This window comes from Saccharopolyspora antimicrobica, from assembly GCF_003635025.1.
GTDB lineage: Bacteria > Actinomycetota > Actinomycetes > Mycobacteriales > Pseudonocardiaceae > Saccharopolyspora > Saccharopolyspora antimicrobica.
This window is the reverse complement of sequence record NZ_RBXX01000002.1, coordinates 5,249,479-5,266,466: the sequence shown is the minus strand read 5'-3', so window position 1 is coordinate 5,266,466 and position 16,988 is coordinate 5,249,479. Positions and strand designations below refer to the sequence as shown.

Sequence of the window (16,988 nt, the reverse complement as noted above, 5' to 3'; positions counted from 1 at the left end):
GCCCCTGCGCAGGTTTGCGAGTGCCGTCGATCAGCCGGCTCGCGGCGTCCCGAGCAGCTCGACGAGGCTCGCGGTGTCCTCGTGGCCGTGGCCGTCGGCGACCCGGCGCTGCAGCAGCGAGTAGATCGGGGTGATCAGCTCGGTGCTGATCCCCGCTTCCTCCGCGGCGGTGAGGAAGTTGGCGTACGCGGTGGTCTGCATGGCGAGGTTCGAGGTCACGTCGTCGGCGTAGTCGCCGGCGTCGATCCGCGCGGCCATCGCCTCCGCGTAGGCGCCCATCGTCTCGACGTACCGGCGGGCCATCGGGGCGAACTCCGCCGCGGACCCGCCCGCCGAGCGGACCAGCGCGTAGGCGTGCAGGACGCCGCCGAACATCCCGTACATGCTGTTGAGCAGGGCGATGTCGTGCAGCGGGGCGAGTCCCGGGTCCGCACCGAGGTAGTGGCTCTCGCCGAAGGCGTCCAGCACCGGCCGCGCGGTGTCGAAAGCTCCGCTCGGGCCGCTGTAGAGCACGAACGCCGCCGGAGTGGCGATCGAGGGCGGAACGGCCATGATGCCGCCGTCCAGGTAGTCGGCACCGTGCTCGGTGGCCCAGGTGGCCATCTCGCGGGCCTGAGCCGGTGTTCCGTTGGTGAGGTTGACCAGGGTGCGCCCGGCCAGCACATCGGTGTGCGGGGCCAGCACCTGACCGACTGAGTCGTAGTCGAGCAGGCAGATGACGACCAACTGGCTGGCCACGATCGCATCGGCCGCGGTCTCCGCGCGGGACGCGCCCTTGGCCACCAACGGCTCGGCCTTGGCCGCCGTGCGGTTCCAGACCGTCACCCGGTGGCCCGCCGCGAGCAGTGCGTCCGCCAGCGCGGTACCCATGTCGCCGAGTCCGAGGACGCTCACGGCTTTCTGGTTCATCGGTTCTCCTTCCGCTGGTATCCACCCTGCTGGGGGCCGCGCACGGTCCGCGCACGACCGGCTGGGGGTGTCGGGCGCGCGGACTAGGCTTGGACCGTGCGTTTCGGAGTGCTCGGCCCGCTGGGGGTGTGGACCGCCGATGGCGAACCCGTCGTGGTTCCCGAGGCGAAGGTCCGCGCCCTGCTCGTGGCGCTGCTCGCGCACGACGGCCCGGTGTCGGCCGATCGCCTGGTCGACCACCTGTGGGGCACCGAACCGCCCGGCAACCCGGCCAACACGCTGCAGACCAAGGTCTCCCAGCTGCGCAGGGCCATCGGCCGCGAGCTGGTGACCTACCGCTCCGCCGGATACGCGCTGGTGGCCGACCCGGACGCCGTCGACGCGCACCGGTTCCGCCGCCTGGTCGCGCAGGCCCGGGCGACGGCAGCGCCGGGGGCGCGCCGGGCGCTGCTGGACGATGCGCTGGCGCTGTGGCGGGGGCCGGCGTTCGCCGACTTCGCCGACGAGCAGTTCGTCCAGGCCGCCCGCCAGCGGTTGGCCGAGGAGCACCTCGACGCGCTGGAGGAGTTCGCCGAGGCCCGGCTGGAGCTGGGCGAGCACGCCGCTCTCGCCGGTGAGCTCGGCGAACTCGTGGCCGCGAACCCGCTGCGCGAACGGCTGCGGGCGCTGCACGTGCGGGCCCTGTACCGCGCTGGGCGGCAGAGCGAGGCGCTGGCCGGGCTGGCCGAGCTGCGCGAGCGGCTGGCCGACGAGCTGGGCATCGACCCGAGTCCGGAGCTGGTCGAGCTCCAGCAGGCGATCCTGACCCAGGACACCTCGCTGGCCGCCCCGGCCGCCGTCCCGCACAACCTGCCCGTGCCGGTGACCGACCTGGTCGGGCGGGACGGCGAGAGCGCGGAGGTGCTGGCGCTGCTGGGTTCGTCGCGGCTGGTCACGCTGACCGGGCCGGGCGGTGTGGGCAAGACGCGCCTGGCGATCGAATCGGCTCGCGGGGCGGTGTTCCGGGACGGCGTGCGGCTGGTGGAGCTGGCCGGGATCGAGCCCGGTGAGGACGTCACCTGCTCGCTGGAGCACGCCGTGCTCGCCTCGCTGGAGGTGCAGGAAGCGGCGATGTCCTCGGCCGACCCGATCGCGGAGGCCTTGCGCGCCAAGGAGATCCTGCTGGTGCTCGACAACTGCGAGCACGTGATCAATTCCGCCGCGTCGATGGCCGCGCGGCTGCTGCGGCTGCTGCCGGGGCTGCGGATCCTCGCCACCAGCCGGGAAGCGCTGGGCATCGCGGGCGAGACCGTGCTGCCGGTACCGCCGCTCGCCGTGCCCGAGACCGGCGCCGAGCTCGGCGAGGTCCGCGCCTCGGCCGCGGCGCGGCTGTTCGCCGCCCGCGCCGCCGCCACCTCGCCGGGCTTCGACATCACCGCCGACAACTCCGCCTCGGTGGCGGCGATCTGCCGGCGGCTCGACGGCATCCCGCTGGCGCTGGAGCTGGCCGCCACCCGGATCCGGGCCCTCGGCGCGCGAACGCTGGAGTCCAGGTTGGACGACCGGTTCGCGCTGCTGAACTCCGGCCACCGCGATGCGCCGGAGCGCCAGCGGACCCTGCACGCGGTGATCGACTGGAGCTGGCAGCTGCTGCCGACCGCGGAGCGGATCGTGTTGCGCCGCTTGGCGATTCACCGCGACGGCTGCACGCTGGCCACGGCCGAGGCGGTGTGCTCCGGCGACGGCGTCCGACCGGCCGAGGTGCTGGACCTGCTGTCGCGGCTGGTGGACCGATCGCTGGTGGTCGTCGCGGAGAGCCGGACCGGCGAGCACCGCTACCGGCTGCTGGACACCGTCGCCGCCTACTGCTTGGAGCAGCTGCGCGAAGCCGGCGAGCACGACACCGTGCGGCAGCGGCGCAACGAGCACTACGCAGACTTCGCCGAGCGCGCCGAGGCCCAGCTGCGCGGCCCGGAGCAGCGGCGGTGGCTCGAACTGCTGGACGCCGAAGCAGCCAACCTGCGCGCGGTGCTCGACGACGCCTCGCCCGAAGTGGCGTTGCGGCTGGTCACGGCGCTGACCTGGTACTGGTTCCTGCGTGGCAGGCTCACCGAGGCCCGGCAGTCACTCGCAGCCGCACTGGCCACCTCGGGAGCGGATGATCGGGCGGAGAAACGTCCAGTACTGCTCAACGGCACCTCAGAGGACCGTGACGCAGCCCAGCCACAAGAAACCGCCGAACGCGAGATCGCCCCCGAACTCAACCACCACTGCGAATCGCGGAGAGGCGGAACTGAAGCCGCCGCGTGGTACGCGGCGATCGCGTTGCTGACCGGTGAGCAGGTGGAGGACGTCGAGGCGTGGCGGGGCATCACCGATCGGGCCAAGCGCGCCCGCGCCCGCTGGTTCCTCGCCCACGCCCAGTACACGGTCGCCGATCTGGGCACGGCGGAGGCGACCGTCAACGAGGTGGTCGAGGAGTTCACCGCGCTGCAGGACCGCTGGGGCCTGGCCGCGGCCCTGAGCGATCACTCGACGCACCTGATGACCCGCGGTGATCTCGCCGCTGCTCTGGCCGCGGCCGAGCGCAGTGCCGAGCTGTTCCGCACCACCGGTGATCGCTGGGGGCTGGCGCAGGCGTCCTACGCGCTGGGCATGCTCGCCGGGATCACCGGCGACTACACCAGCGCCGAGCGCCACCACACCGAAGCCCTGCGCGGTGCGGAAAGCATCGGGTTGTGGGCCGAAGTGGCCTACCAGACCTCTTGGCTCGGCCGGGTGGCGCTGCTCAGGCACGACTACCCGAGGGCGCGCGAGCTGCACGGGCGCGCGATGCGGCTGGCGGCCGAGCGCGGCTTCACCCCGGCCGAGATGTACGCCGAAACGGGGCTGGCGCTGGGCGCGCGCCGCGAAGGCCGCTTCGACGAGGCCGAGCAGCACCTCTACCGGGTGCTGGAATGGCACCGCCGAGTGGAGTTCGAGCCGGGCAACACGCTGATCCTGGCCGAACTCGGCTTCCTCGCCGAACTGCGCGGAGACCTCGCCGCAGCGCGCGAGCACCACATGTCGGCCTATCGCATCGCCCGCAGGGTCGGCGATCCCCGCTCGATCGCGCTGACCTTCGAAGGCCTGGCAGGCGCCGAGGCCGCGACCGCACCGGAACGAGCGGCCCGCCTGCTCGGCGCGGCCGAAGCGGCGCGAGCCTCAGCGGGCACGCCGCTGCCCGAAGCGGAGCGCGGCGATCTCAACCGGATCACCGCCGAAGTCCGGAAACGGCTCACCGAAACCGAATTCGCTCTCGCCTTCTCCCGCGGCGCGGACCACTTCCCCACCGACCTCGACGTCCTGACGACCCCGGAACCCCTGTCAAGTCCCTCTTAGGGGACGCGATTTCAATGGAAATCAGACGTCCGATTTCCGTTGAGCGTTTTTCATCTTGTTCCGGAGCGGTAGCCGCGAGGCCTGACCGGCACCGCGCGGAAGGTGTCGCATGCGCCGCAGGCGCATAACCCACCTACGGCACTTGCACCGCCGCGGGTTCTCAGACGTCGTCTGGCGAGGACAGCCCGTTCGCCGTGTATCGGACATACATCAGAACGGGATCCCGGAGACCAGACGGCGTCTGAGGTTCCGCCACCCGCACCGCCACCCAGAACGAGGACGGAAAAACTTCAATTGAAATCGCGGAGTCCGTCGGCGTGTCGGGAGAACGACACACCGACGGGTCGTGCAACTTCCATTGAAGTCGAAGACCTGATTTCCATTGAAATCGCGGAAGCCCCCGCACCCGGGAATCCGGCACGCCGGTGAACGCGCAGGTCCGAAACTGTAACGTGGCGCACGCTCCGCGCCGGGATTCTCCTCGGCAGGAGGGATTGCCGACGGGCACCCGGGCGGGCGACCGTATAGTTTCCACCCGTGTCAAGCGTTCACCTGCTGCCCATCAAGACAGCGGCGCTCATCTTCCCGTTGCTCGCCATCGTCCTGTTCCTGCCCGCCGCGGTGGTCACCTACCGCAGGCACGGCGTCATGACGAGCTGGCGCACGTTGTCGTTCTACAGCTTCCTGTTCTACGCGCTGACGGCGTTCTTCATGACGCTGATCCCGCTGCCCTCCCGGGTGGTGGACGTGTGCGCGAAGTACCCGCAGATGGCGCAGCCCGCGCTGACACCCGGCAACACCTTCGGCGACATCTGGAAGGAAGCCGGCGGGGAGGTCAGCTTCGGCGCTCTGGTGCTGCACAACCCGGCCGTGTGGCAGGCGACGCTGAACGTGGCGCTGCTGGTGCCGCTGGGCGCGTACCTGCGCTACCACTTCAAGCGCGGTTTCCTCACCACCGCCGCGATCGGCCTGGGCGTGTCGCTGTTCTTCGAGCTCACCCAGTACACCGGCGTGTGGGGCCTCTACGCCTGCCCGTACCGGCTGGCCGACGTCGACGACATCATCACCAACACCTCCGGCGCGATGCTGGGCTGGTGGCTGGCCGGGCCGGTGACCCGCTGGCTGCCCACATTGGACTCCATCGACGACGGCGTGCTGGCCCGCCGCCCGGTCCCGCTGGGCCGGCGCCTGGTGGCGTTCATCGTGGACATGTGCCTGCTGCCGTTCGCGATGCTGTTCTGCACGCTGGTGGCCGCGCTGTTCGTCGACGTCGGCTTCCTGAGCGGGCTGCTGCTGACGGTGCTGGTGTACTTCGTCCTGATCCCGTGGGCGCTGGGCGGCACGCCGGGCAAGAAGCTGCTGCTGCTCAAGCTCGTCGGCCCCGACGAGAACGCGCGGCCCGCACCGTGGCGACTGCTGGTCCGAGCGGTGGTGCTGGCGCTCCCGATGGTCCCGATCGCGGGCATGATGATGCTCGGGGTGACGCTCCTGCTGAGCCTGCCGGGCGAGCTGCTGTTCGGCGCCGCCCGTACCCTGCTCGACGAGCCGCTGGACCTGATCTACGCGCTCGGCGGGTTCGAACCGCTGCTGATCTTCGGCTTCCTGACCGCGTTGGTGTGCGGCGCGCTGCTCCTGGTGTTCTGCGTGGCCCTCTACCGCAACCCGGACCGCTACGGCTTCCACGAACTGCTCTCCGGGGTCCACAACAAGGCCCTCCCCCACAAGCGCGCCCGCCGCGCTCCCCAGGAGCCCGCCCCGGAGGAAGAGGCCACCGCCAAGATCCCGGCCGACTGATCGGCCGAGCCGGTTCAGCGACGGCGCTTGGTGCGGAGGTAGTCGCCGACGACCGCCGCACCGAGCCCGTCGGCCGACGGTGCCACGACCCGGCCGCCGCCGCGGCGGGCGAGCAGGTCCACGAACGCCGCGAGCCTCGGGTCCTCGCCCAGCATGAACACGCTCAGCGTCGTGCCCAGGCGGGTCAGCGCGTCCACTTCGGACAGCGTGGCGACCAGGGTGCGCGGGTCCGGCGGGTACTGGAAGACGGCCTCGCCGTCGGGTTCCAGGTGGGCCGTCGGCTCGCCGTCGGTGACCACCAGCACCACCGGTTCGGCGTCCGGGTGGCGGCGCAGGTGCCGCCCGGCCAGCAGCAGCGCGTGGTGCAGGTTCGTGCCCTGCTCCCAAACGCCTTCCAGCGCCGCGAGCTCACCGACCTCCACAGTGGACGCGTAGCGGCCGAAGGTGACCAGCTGCAGCGCGTCGGAGCGGAACCGGGTGGCCACCAGGTGGTGCAGCGCCAGCGCGGTGCGCTTCATCGGCACCCAGCGCCCGTCCTGCACCATCGACCACGACGTGTCCACGCACAGCACCACGGCCGCCCGCGAGCGCTGCTCGGTCTCGGCGACCTCCAGGTCCGCGATGTCCAGCAGCGGTGAGTCCGCGCCCTCGGCCGCGCGGCGCAGCACCGCGTTGCGCACCGTCCGGGAGGCGTCCCACGGCTCCGAGTCGCCGTAGCTCCACGGCCGCGTCGTCCCGGTCAGCTCGCCCGCCGCCCCCGCGCGGTCGGTGTCGCGCTCGCCGCGCTGCGAGCGCAGCTGCGAGATCACCGAACGCAGCGCGGTTTCGCCGAGCCGCCGCATCGCGCGCGGGCTCAGTCGCAGGCTGCCGTCGGGCGCCCGCTGTAGCAAGCCCTGCCGGCGCAGCTGCCGTTCGATCTGCGACAACCGCTGCGCGTCGACGACCGCCTGCGGGCCGAGCTGCCGCTCCAGCGCCTCCAGGTCGATGTCGGCCAGGCTCGCGCCGGGATAGGCCTGTCCGAGCTGCTCGGCCAGCCGGTCCATCTCGCCGAGCTCGGCCATCGCGGCCGTCGCCTCCGCCAGCCCCATCGGCTGATCACCGCGGAACCGCGCCCGGCCGGTCCAGTCCTCGCCCGGCCGCAGCTGCTGCAGCTGCTGGTCCAGGCGCTGCAACGCCTGCGCGATGCGCGGATCGCCGAAGGCCTGCTGCGACAGCGCCATCAGCTCGTCGCGCTGCTGGGCGTTCATCGAGTTCATCAACCGCTGGGCCGCGGCCGAGCGCGCTGCGAGCGCGTCGATCAGCTCGTCGACGTTGCGCGGGTTCTCCGGGAAGAACTCCCCGTGCTCCGCCATGAACTGCTCGAACTTCTGAGGCACGTCCGCATCGCCGCGGGCGTGCGCGGCCAGCAGCGCCGAGAGGTCGTCGAGCATCGCTCGCACCCGCTCGACGTCCTCGGGCGTGACCTGCTGCATCGCCTGTTTCATGCCCTGGAAGCGCTGTTCGAGGACCTCCGAGCCCAGCAGCTGCTGGATCTCCTCGAAGGCCTCCCGCGCATCCGGGGAGCGCCAGTCGTAGTTGGCCAGCTCCGCCACCTGCCCGGCCGCGTCCGGCGGCAGCGCGCCCAGCTGCAGCTCGCGGAACCGCGCGTCCTCACCCGTGTCGGCCGCGAGCGCGAGCCGCTCCTGCTGCAGCGCGCGGTCCAGCAACCGCCGCACCTCGGCGATCGTGCCGTCCAGCCGGTGGCGCCGCTGCAGCTCGCTGCGCCGCTGCCACAGCCGCCGGGTCAGGTCGTCGAGCCCGGAGACGTCGCGGGTGCCGGTGCGCAACAGCTCCTCCAGCGCCGCGCGCGGTGAAGCTCCCTCCATCACGTCGCGGCCGAGCTGGTCGAGCGCGGCGCGCAGATCCACCGGCGGTTCCAGCGGATCGGGCCCGCCGTGCCACGCGTCGTACCGGAACCGCGGGGACATCAGCTGTACACCGACCTGTCGTCCTCGGCGTCCTTGCCGAGCCGCTTGGCCAGGAACAGCGATTCCAGCGCCAGCTCCACGGCGCTGGCGATGCGCCCGGGCGGATCACCGGCCCGCACCTCCAGCCGCTCGGCGACCTGGTGCAGCACCGGCAGCTCCGGCAGCGCGGTCAGCACGTCGTGCCCGGACACCCGCTCCCCGGTGGCCACCGGGTGGCCGTCGGCCACGGCCTGGGCCAGCGACTGCAGGTCGAGCCCGGCGAACAGGCCGCGCGCGGTGTCGGCCACCGAACGGCGCAGCAGGTAGCCCAGCAGCTCTTCCTCGCGGCCCTCCTCGCCCGCCTCGAACTCGATCTTGCCGCGGAGCACCGCGGGCACCGCGGCCAGGTCGACCGGCCGGGCCACCGCCGGGTGCTCGCCGGTCACCGCGGCGCGGTGCAGCGCGGCGGCCGAGACGGTCTCGGCGGCGGCGATGGCGAACCGGGCCGACACGCCGGAGCGCTGGTCGACGGCGGTCGATTCGCGCAGGTGGCCGACGAACCGGGCCAGCACCTCCAGCAGGTGGTCGCCGACCTCGGCGGGCAGGTCCGCCTCCTGGCGCACCAGCGCCACCTCGTCGTCGACGTCCTGCGGGTAGTGCGTGCGGATCTCGGCGCCGAAGCGGTCCTTCAACGGCGTGATGATCCGGCCGCGGTTGGTGTAGTCCTCGGGGTTGGCGGTGGCGACCAGCAGCACGTCCAGCGGGAGCCGCAGGTTGTAGCCGCGGATCTGGATGTCGCGCTCCTCCATCACGTTCAGCAGCGCGACCTGGATGCGCTCGGCCAGGTCCGGCAGCTCGTTGACGGTCACGATGCCGCGGTGCGCGCGGGGCACGAGTCCGAAGTGGATGGTCTCCGGATCGCCCAGCGACCGGCCCTCGGCGACCTTGACCGGGTCGACGTCGCCGACCAGGTCGCCGACCGAGGTGTCCGGGGTGGCCAGCTTCTCCGCGTAGCGCTCGCTGCGGTGCCGCCAGGCCACCGGCAGCTCGTCGCCGAGCTCGGCGGCCCGCCGCCGGGAGGCCGGGGTGATCGGCCGCAGCGGGTGCTCGCCGAGCTCGGAGCCGTCGATGACCGGCGTCCACTCGTCGAGCAGCTCGGTGAGGCTGCGCAGCAGCCGCGTCTTGCCCTGCCCTCGCTCGCCGAGCAGCACCACGTCGTGCCCGGCGATCAGGGCGCGCTCCAGCTGGGGCAGCACGGTCCGGTCGAAGCCGACGATGCCGGGCCACAGCGCCCGGCCGGAGCGCAGGGCGGTCAGCAGGTTCGCGCGCAACTCGGCCTTCACACTGCGCGGAGCGTGGCCGCTGGCCCGCAGCTCCCCCGCGGTGCGGGGCAGACCGGGAGGTGGGGTCGGGTTCGTCACCCTGCCGACGCTACCCGGCGAGGCCGACGAACGCCGGAATAGCAGAAAGGTTTTCGCATCCCGGACCGCTCCTCGCCGCTCGCAACGTGTAGAAACACCACGTATCCGGTGGCCCGAGGAGGGATATCAGTGGAGATCGAGGTTGACCCCGGCGAAGTCGGCTTCGACGCGGCCCGGCTGCGGCGCATCGACCGGCACTTCGCCCAGTACGTCGACACCGGGAAGCTGCCCGGCTGGCTGGTCCTGGTGGCCCGCCGCGGCAAGATCGCGCACCTGGCCGCGCACGGCATGCGCGACGTCGAGAGCGGCGCGCCGGTGTGCCCGGACACCCTGTTCCGGATCTTCTCGATGACCAAGCCGATCACCTCCACCGCGATCATGATGCTGCACGAGGAGGGCGCCCTCGAGCTCACCGACCCGGTCAGCGACTTCATCCCGTCCTTCGTCGACATGCGCGTCTACACCAGCGGCAGCGCCAGCGCGCCGCAGACCCGCCCTGCGGGCGAGGAGATGCGGATCTGGCACCTGCTCACCCACACCTCCGGGCTCACCTACGACTTCCACCACCTGCACCCGGTGGACGAGCTCTACCGCCGCGCCGGCTTCGGCAACGGCCTCGGCGCCCGGCTGGACCTGGCCGGCTGCTGCGACGCGTGGGCCTCGCTGCCGCTGCTGTTCGACCCCGGAACGGCCTGGAACTACTCGGTGGCCACAGACGTGCTCGGCCGGATCGTCGAGGTGATCTCCGGGCAGACGCTCGACGAGTTCTTCCGCACCCGCATCTTCGAGCCGCTGGGAATGGCCGACACCGGCTTCGCGGTCGCCCGCGAGGACGCCGACCGGCTGGCCACCCTCTACATCGCCGACCCGCAGGGACTCGCGCGCCGCCACCCCAAGCACGACGAGGCGCACGCGGCTGCCTTCGAGCTGCCCAAGGCGCTCTCCGGCGGCGGCGGGCTGTTCTCCTCGGCGTACGACTACCACCGCTTCACCCAGATGCTGCTGCGCCGGGGCGAGCTGGACGGCGCCCGGCTGCTGGGCAGCCGCACCGTCGACTACATGACCCGCAACCACCTGCCGGGCGGAGCCGACCTGGAATCGCTGGCGCTCAACTCGTTCTCCGAGGCGCGCAACGCGGGCAAGGGCTTCGGGCTGGGCTTCTCGGTGGTGCAGGACCCGGCGGCGGGCAAGGTGATCAGCTCAGCGGGCGAGTACGCCTGGGGCGGCGTGGCCAGCACGGCGTTCTGGGTCGACCCGGCGGAAGACCTGACGGTCCTCTTCCTGACCCAGCTGATGCCCTCCAGCACCCACCCCATCCGCTCCCAGCTCCACCAGCTCGTCTACCAAGCCCTGGTCGACTGAGCGCTGCCGCACCCGACCCGCCGACGGCGCGTCGGATGTTGCGCAATTTCAATGGAAATCAGACCCCCGATTTCAATGGAAGTTGCGCGCCGTCGGCGTGTCGGGCGTCCGACACGCCGACGGTGTGTCGGATATTGCGCGATTTCAATGGAAATCGCACGTGCGATTTCCATTGAAATTGCAGAAGACCCGCGCAGATCGGTGTGCTCAGGCCGGTAGGACGCGGGATTCGCCGACGGCGAGGTCCCAGAGCCGGTCCGGGTCGTGGCCCGCCTCGCGCCAGGCCTTGCGGACCCGGACCAGCGGCTCAACCACCGGTTCGCGGGTCAGCACGAAGGTGCCCCAGTGCATCGTCGCCGCGTGCGCCGCGCCCAGGTCCTCAACCGCCTGGACGGCCTCCTCCGGGTCCATGTGCACCGGCTTCATGAACCAGCGCGGGTCGTAGGCGCCGATCGGCACCATCGCCACGTCGATGCCCGGGTACCGCTGCCCGATCTCGGCGAAATGGGGGCCGTAGCCGCTGTCGCCGGCGTGGTAGACCCGGTGCTGCGGGCCGGTGATCACCCAGCTGCCCCACAGGCTCCGGCAGGTGTCGCGCGGGCCGCGGCGGCTCCAGTGCCGGGCCGGGGCGAAGTCGAAGGTCAGCCCGGCCACCTCCGCCGACTGCCACCAGTCGAGCTCGACGACCTCGGTGAAGCCGCGCCGCCGGAACCAGCGGCCCAGCCCGACGGGCACCAGCACCGGCGTCGACCGCGGCAGCCGCTGGATCGTCGGGGCGTCCAGGTGGTCGTAGTGGTTGTGGCTGATCACCACGGCATCGATCGGCGGCAGCTCGCTGAACGCCACTCCGGGCGGGGTCAAGCGCCGCGGCACGCCGGGGATCCGCGAGGACCACACCGGATCGGTGAGCACCGCGGCCCCGCCCATCCGCAGCACGTACGTCGAGTGCCCGACCCAGCTCAGCGCGGTGTCCTGCGCGGCGACCGGGGCCAGCCCGCTGCGCAGCACCGGGATCCGGTCGGCGTCCTCCACCCTCCCGCGGAACCCGCCGGTCCACATCAGCCGCATCACGTCCCGGAAGCTGGGCAGCGGAGCGTGCAGACGATCGGCGTAGGAGGGCTGGAGGCGCGGCGGCTGGTGCTGGATCGACACCACCCAAGACTGCCCTGCGCGCACCGCCCACCGCACCCGCAATCCTCGAGGATCACAGTCCCAGCAGAACCTCGGCGGTCACGAGCCTGGAAAGCCTCAGGTCAGAACGCGGGCCAGGGGATCGCCGGCCAGTCCCCGGAGGGAGCCGGGAAGACGCCGGTTCCCAGGAGGTGGTCGATGCGGGTGCTGATGGCCTGAACTTCCTTCGGCGTGATGTGCTCGGCCAGCCGGACCGCCAGCTCGCCCTCCATCAGGGCCCGCAGCTCGCCCAGCTTGTCGACGGCGTCGTCCGGCAACGGCTCGCCGATCCAGCCCCACAGCACGGTGCGCAGCTTGTCGTCGGTGTTCAGGCTGACTCCGTGGTCCACGCCCAGCACGCGGCCGTCCGGGGCGTGCAGGATGTGGCCGCCCTTGCGGTCGGCGTTGTTGATCACGATGTCGAGCACCGCCAGTCGGCGCAGCTGCTCGTGGTCGGCGTGCGCCAGCACGACTGGATCACCGTGGTGGTCCTGGGCGCGCAACACCGGCAGCCAGCCGTCCGGCACCTCGTCCGGGGCGACGATGCCGACCAGCCCGGAGTCCTCCTCGACGTCCACCCACAGCTGCACCATGCCCGGCCCGAACGGCCCATCGCGCAGCACCGTCGGCGGGATCAGCTCCCAGCCGATCGCTTCGGCGACCAGGGCGGAGCCGACCTCGCGGCCGGCCAGCGTGCCGTCCGGGAAGTCCCACAGCGGGCGTTCCCCGCGCACCGGCTTGTAAACGCACTCGGCGGCCATGCCGTCGATCTCGATCCCGCAGAACAGCGTCGCGTTCGACGCCTCCACCAACCGCCCCTGGACGTCCAAGCGTCCGTTCAGGAGCAGCTCGTGCACCGCGGGATCACCCGCGCGCACGTGCCTCAGACCTCTTCCGAACGGCGGTAGCCGTTCTGGCGCGGGCAGATGTGGCCGTTGGGGTCGAGCGGTTCGGCGCACAGCGGGCAGGGCTTGCGACCGGCGTTGATGACGCGTTCGGCGCGCTCGGCGAACGCCCGCGCGTGCGCGGGGCTGAGGAACACCCGGAGCGCGTCCGGGCCCTCCTCGGTGTCGTCGAGCACCACCGATTCGTCGAGCTCCTCGTCGGTGACGGCCAGCAGTTCGACCACCACCGCCTCGGTCTCGGCGTCCCAGCCCAGTCCCATGGTCCCGACCCGGAACTCCTCGTCGACCGGGACCTGCAGCGGTTCGGTGTCGACGAGCGCGTCGGGGGTCTGGTTGGGCAGGTCGGCGTGGAAGCGCCGCTGCACTTCCTCCAGCAGCGCGCCGATGCGTTCGGCCAGCACCGACACCTGCTGCTTCTCGAGCTGCACGCTCACCGTGCGGACGTCCTCGGACGCCTGCAGGTAGAAAGTGCGCTCACCGGGTTCCCCGACCGTTCCGGCGACGAATCGGTCAGGTTGACGGAAGACGTGGATGACACGAGCCATGACCCCTCCGACACTAGGCCACCGAGCGCACCGGGTGCGCGGCTGGCCCCCGTTTTGTTGGTCACCGCCGCACCAGGTGCCGGTCTACCCGCAGAACCCGCCCGCCGACCACCGGTTTCGCCGATGTTCGCCAATGGCGAACTGGAGCGCGCCGGGAGCCGGGCCGATACGCTCACCGGCGGTGGTCAAGATCGCGGGATGGAGCACGCCGATGAGCATGCGCGAACTACGTCGCCCGCCGAGGTTGCGCAGCGGTGACACGGTGGCGGTGGTCGCCCCGGCCGGGCCCGTGCCCGAGGAGCTGCTCGACGCCGGGCTCGCCCACCTGCGCGCCTGGGGCCTGCAGCCGCGCGTCGGCAAGCACGTCCGCGACCGCCACCCGGGATTGGACTACCTGGCGGGCACCGACGCCGACCGGGCCGCCGACCTGCAGGAGGCCTGGTGCGATCCGGACGTGTCCGCGGTGCTCTGCGCGCGCGGCGGCTACGGCAGCATGCGGGTCCTGGACCACCTCGACTGGGCGGAGATGGCCGCGGCGGGCCCGAAGGTGTTCACCGGCTCCAGCGACATCACCGCCCTGCACGACGCCGTCGCCACCCAGCTGGGCCTGGTCACGGTGTTCGGCCCGATGGTCGCCACGAAAGCGTTCGCGGAGGACGCCGCCGCGCGGGAGCACCTGCGCCGCACCCTGTTCCAGCCCGAGTCGGTCACCATCCTGACCCGCTCCACCGCGGACGCCCTGGTGCGCGGGCGCGCCCGAGGCACCACCTACGGCGGCAACCTCAGCATCGTCGCGGCATCGCTCGGCGCTCCCGACGCGCCGACGCCGCCGGAGCGCGGCATCGCGCTGCTGGAGGACATCACCGAATCCCCCTACCAGCTGGACCGGTTCCTCACCCAGCTGCTGCGCGCGGGCTGGTTCGACCACGCCGCGGGCATCGCGCTCGGCTCGTGGACGGAGTGCGGGCCGCTCGACGCGGTCCGCGCGGTGATGTCGGACCGGCTGGGCGGCCTGGGCGTGCCGATCCTGTGGGAACTCGGCTTCGGCCACTGCACCGCACAGCGCACCGTCCCGCTCGGCGTCGCCGCCGAACTCGACACCGACGCCCAGCGGCTGTCGATCCTGAAACCCGCCCTGCTCTGAACGGAGACACCACGCGATTTCAATGGAAATCAGGTGTCCAACTTCAATGGAAATTGGGGACCTCCTCGGCGTGTCGGGATCCCGACACGCCGACCGCGTGTCGGGATTGACGCGATTTCAATGGAAATCAGACGTCTGATTTCCATTGAAATCGCACTCGCCCGAGCGCGCTGGCGCAGAGTCCGGCCGAGCACCGGGGATCAGGAACCGCCTTTGCGGCGGGCGTAGTGCTGGCGGGCTTTGGCCCGGTTGCCGCATCTGGTCATCGAGCACCACTGCCGGTTACGGGCCGGTGAGGTGTCCAGGAAGCGGAGTCCGCATAGGTGGAAGGCGCAGACCGCCACTCGCGGGAACGGGTCGGTGGCCAGCAGTTCGATCGCATCGACGGCGACTTCCGCCAGAGCCGCCCGAACCGGGTCCTGCGGCTCCGAGCGGAACGCCTCGACGACTCCGCCCGCACCGAGGCGCAGCTGCACCGCGGCACGGTTCTCGCCGCGTGCCACCGCGTTGATCAGCTCCACGTCGGATGCCGCAATGACCGCGCCTTGCGCGCGGGCGTTCACAGCCCGGTCGATCGCTTCGCGGAGTTCTCGCGCGGCCGCCACGTGCGCCTCGGCGGGCGAGCTCTCCGCGCGCAGCCCCACCTCGCGGAGCCATTCGGCCAGCGCGTCCGGCGCCACCAGCAGCTCCCGGCCGCCGCGGTACCGGTCGCGCAGCGTGTTGACCAGGTCGAGGCAGAGCCGGCCGCCGTCGTGGACCCAGTCGCCCATCCTTGCCCTCCCCCTGCCGTCGATCTACGATCCTAGTCTCTAACCCCCTTAGACAGTTAGAAACGGAGTCGATCGATGCCGTCCGACGAAGTCGCCCTGGTCAACGGCCTGCGCGTGCACTACACGACAGCGGGTAGCGGACCCGGGCTGGTCCTGCTGCACGGCTGGCCGCAGACCAGCCACTGCTGGCGCAAGCTGATCCCGGAGCTGGCCCGCACGCACACGGTGATCGCGCCGGACCTGCGCGGCTACGGCCGCACCGACAAGCCGCGCGACGGCTACGACAAGCGCACGATGGCCGCCGACATGGCCGAGCTGGTGGCGGCGCTGGGCTTCGACTCGGTCAGCGTGGTCGGCCACGACCGCGGCGCGCGGGTGGCGCACCGCTGGGGCCTGGACCGCCCGGACCAGGTCGACCGGCTGGCGCTGCTGGACATCGTGCCGACCCGCGAGATGTGGCGGCTGATGAACACCGAGGCGGGCACCGCCTACTGGCACTGGTTCTTCCACCTGCAGCCGGACCTGCCGGAACGCCTGGTGGGCAACGACGTCGCGGGCTACCTCGGGTACTTCTTCGAGCGCTGGACGGTGAACCGGCACGGCCTGGAGACCTCGGCGATCGAGGAGTACGTGCGCGCGTTCTCCGCACCGGGAGCGCTGCGCGCCGGTTTCGACGACTACCGCGCGTCGTTCCCGCTCGACAGCGAGCACGACGACGCCGACGCCGAGGCCGGCCGCAAGCTGACCATGCCGGTGCTCGCGCTGTGGGGATCGGCGGGCCTGCCCGCGAAGCTGCCGATGCGCGAGATCTGGCGCGACTACGCGGAGCACCCGACCTGCGCCGAGATCGCCGACTGCGGGCACTTCCTGGCCGAGGAGCGCCCCGAGCAGGTGCTGGCGCACCTGCGGGAATTCCTGGCGCCCGGGAGGTAGTTGATAACGTCGTCAGCGAGCGAGAGGTGCCCCATGCGAGTCCGACCCGTCACGCCCGAACTGCTGGCGGCGGAGCTGGTCGACCGCATCGAAGCACTCCCCCGCCGCTGGGCGCGGATCGCGGTGGACGGCGCCCCGGCCGCCGACACCGGCGACTTCGCCGACGCCCTGGTGGAACCGCTGCGCACCCGCGGCCGCGAGGTGATCCGCATCCGCATGGCCGACTACCTGCGCCCGGCGTCCCTGCGCCTGGAACACGGCCACCACGACCCGGATTCGTACTACGCGAACTGGTACGACCTGCGCGGCCTGACCCGCGAGGTGCTGGACCCGTTGTCGGACAGCGGAAACGGCCGGGTCCTGCCCGCGCTCTGGGACGCCGCAGCGGACCGCTCGCCCCGCCTGCCCCGCGTCCAGCTCCCGGACCGGGCGGTGGCCGTGGTGGACGGCCCGCTCCTGCTCGGCGCGGGCCTGCCGTTCGACTTCACCGTCCACCTCTGGCTCCCCGAAGCGGCCCTGAACCGCCGAACCCCCGACGAGGACAGCTGGACCCTCCCGGCCTTCCACCGCTACGCCGAAGAAGTCTCCCCGCACCACCTGGCGGACTACGTCGTCCGAGTCGACCGCCCGGGCCGCCCCGCAGTGGTGGACAGCCTGGAGTGAACAGCTGCACGCTCCGTCGTCCCTGGTCAAGACCCGTGAGTGGTTTGTGGCGTTATAGCACCACAA

13 protein-coding genes are annotated in these 16,988 nt (G+C 71.8%); 6 read left to right on the top strand and 7 right to left on the bottom strand.

What is annotated here, in order from left to right:
• Window positions 1-30: 30 nt before the first annotated feature.
• Window positions 31-909: an NAD(P)-dependent oxidoreductase gene (locus tag ATL45_RS25285; RefSeq protein ID WP_093155550.1), complete on the bottom strand. Its 879-nt coding sequence runs from the start codon at window positions 907-909 to the stop codon at window positions 31-33.
• A 96-nt stretch (window positions 910-1,005) separates the two neighbouring features.
• Here ATL45_RS25285 and ATL45_RS25280 point away from each other — a divergent pair, with 96 nt between their 5' ends.
• Entirely contained in the window at window positions 1,006-4,269 is a 3,264-nt protein-coding gene (locus ATL45_RS25280; protein WP_246025533.1) for an AfsR/SARP family transcriptional regulator, read from the top strand.
• A gap of 537 nt (window positions 4,270-4,806) precedes the next feature.
• Window positions 4,807-6,063 (top strand): VanZ family protein, encoded by a 1,257-nt coding sequence (locus tag ATL45_RS25275; protein ID WP_093155547.1) that lies wholly within the window; start codon window positions 4,807-4,809, stop codon window positions 6,061-6,063.
• 14 nt (window positions 6,064-6,077) lie between these two features.
• Here ATL45_RS25275 and ATL45_RS25270 read toward each other — a convergent pair whose 3' ends face one another.
• Window positions 6,078-8,030 (bottom strand): vWA domain-containing protein, encoded by a 1,953-nt coding sequence (locus tag ATL45_RS25270; RefSeq protein ID WP_093155545.1) that lies wholly within the window; start codon window positions 8,028-8,030, stop codon window positions 6,078-6,080.
• A complete protein-coding gene (locus ATL45_RS25265; RefSeq protein ID WP_093155544.1) occupies window positions 8,030-9,430 on the bottom strand; it encodes an ATP-binding protein in 1,401 nt (466 codons plus the stop codon). The genes ATL45_RS25270 and ATL45_RS25265 overlap by 1 nt, the downstream gene beginning before the upstream one ends.
• 123 nt (window positions 9,431-9,553) lie before the next feature.
• Here ATL45_RS25265 and ATL45_RS25260 point away from each other — a divergent pair, with 123 nt between their 5' ends.
• Window positions 9,554-10,792 (top strand): serine hydrolase domain-containing protein, encoded by a 1,239-nt coding sequence (locus ATL45_RS25260; RefSeq protein ID WP_093155716.1) that lies wholly within the window; start codon window positions 9,554-9,556, stop codon window positions 10,790-10,792.
• A 207-nt stretch (window positions 10,793-10,999) separates the two neighbouring features.
• Here ATL45_RS25260 and ATL45_RS25255 read toward each other — a convergent pair whose 3' ends face one another.
• The 3 genes from ATL45_RS25255 to ATL45_RS25245 form a co-directional block, all read right to left on the bottom strand.
• Window positions 11,000-11,944 carry an MBL fold metallo-hydrolase gene (locus tag ATL45_RS25255; RefSeq protein WP_246025532.1) on the bottom strand — a complete coding sequence of 315 codons (945 nt, stop codon included), beginning with the start codon at window positions 11,942-11,944 and terminating at the stop codon, window positions 11,000-11,002.
• A gap of 101 nt (window positions 11,945-12,045) precedes the next feature.
• Window positions 12,046-12,819 (bottom strand): SCO1664 family protein, encoded by a 774-nt coding sequence (locus ATL45_RS25250; protein ID WP_246025531.1) that lies wholly within the window; start codon window positions 12,817-12,819, stop codon window positions 12,046-12,048.
• A gap of 26 nt (window positions 12,820-12,845) precedes the next feature.
• Window positions 12,846-13,412 carry a DUF3090 domain-containing protein gene (locus tag ATL45_RS25245; RefSeq protein ID WP_093155541.1) on the bottom strand — a complete coding sequence of 189 codons (567 nt, stop codon included), beginning with the start codon at window positions 13,410-13,412 and terminating at the stop codon, window positions 12,846-12,848.
• Between the two features lie 211 nt (window positions 13,413-13,623).
• Here ATL45_RS25245 and ATL45_RS25240 point away from each other — a divergent pair, with 211 nt between their 5' ends.
• The gene (locus ATL45_RS25240) at window positions 13,624-14,556 is read left to right on the top strand and encodes a S66 peptidase family protein (RefSeq protein ID WP_093155712.1); all 933 of its coding nucleotides are present in this window, start codon (window positions 13,624-13,626) and stop codon (window positions 14,554-14,556) included.
• Between the two features lie 200 nt (window positions 14,557-14,756).
• Here the strand turns inward: ATL45_RS25240 and ATL45_RS25235 are convergent, their stop codons facing one another.
• On the bottom strand, window positions 14,757-15,326 hold the full coding sequence (locus tag ATL45_RS25235; protein WP_093155539.1) for a CGNR zinc finger domain-containing protein: 570 nt from the start codon (window positions 15,324-15,326) through the stop codon (window positions 14,757-14,759).
• A 75-nt stretch (window positions 15,327-15,401) separates the two neighbouring features.
• On the opposite strand from ATL45_RS25235, the gene ATL45_RS25230 reads away from it, so the two are divergent.
• Window positions 15,402-16,259 (top strand): alpha/beta fold hydrolase, encoded by an 858-nt coding sequence (locus ATL45_RS25230; RefSeq protein WP_093155538.1) that lies wholly within the window; start codon window positions 15,402-15,404, stop codon window positions 16,257-16,259.
• A 33-nt stretch (window positions 16,260-16,292) separates the two neighbouring features.
• The gene (locus ATL45_RS25225; protein ID WP_093155536.1) at window positions 16,293-16,922 is read left to right on the top strand and encodes a nucleoside/nucleotide kinase family protein; all 630 of its coding nucleotides are present in this window, start codon (window positions 16,293-16,295) and stop codon (window positions 16,920-16,922) included.
• The last annotated feature ends 66 nt before the right edge of the window (window positions 16,923-16,988 follow it).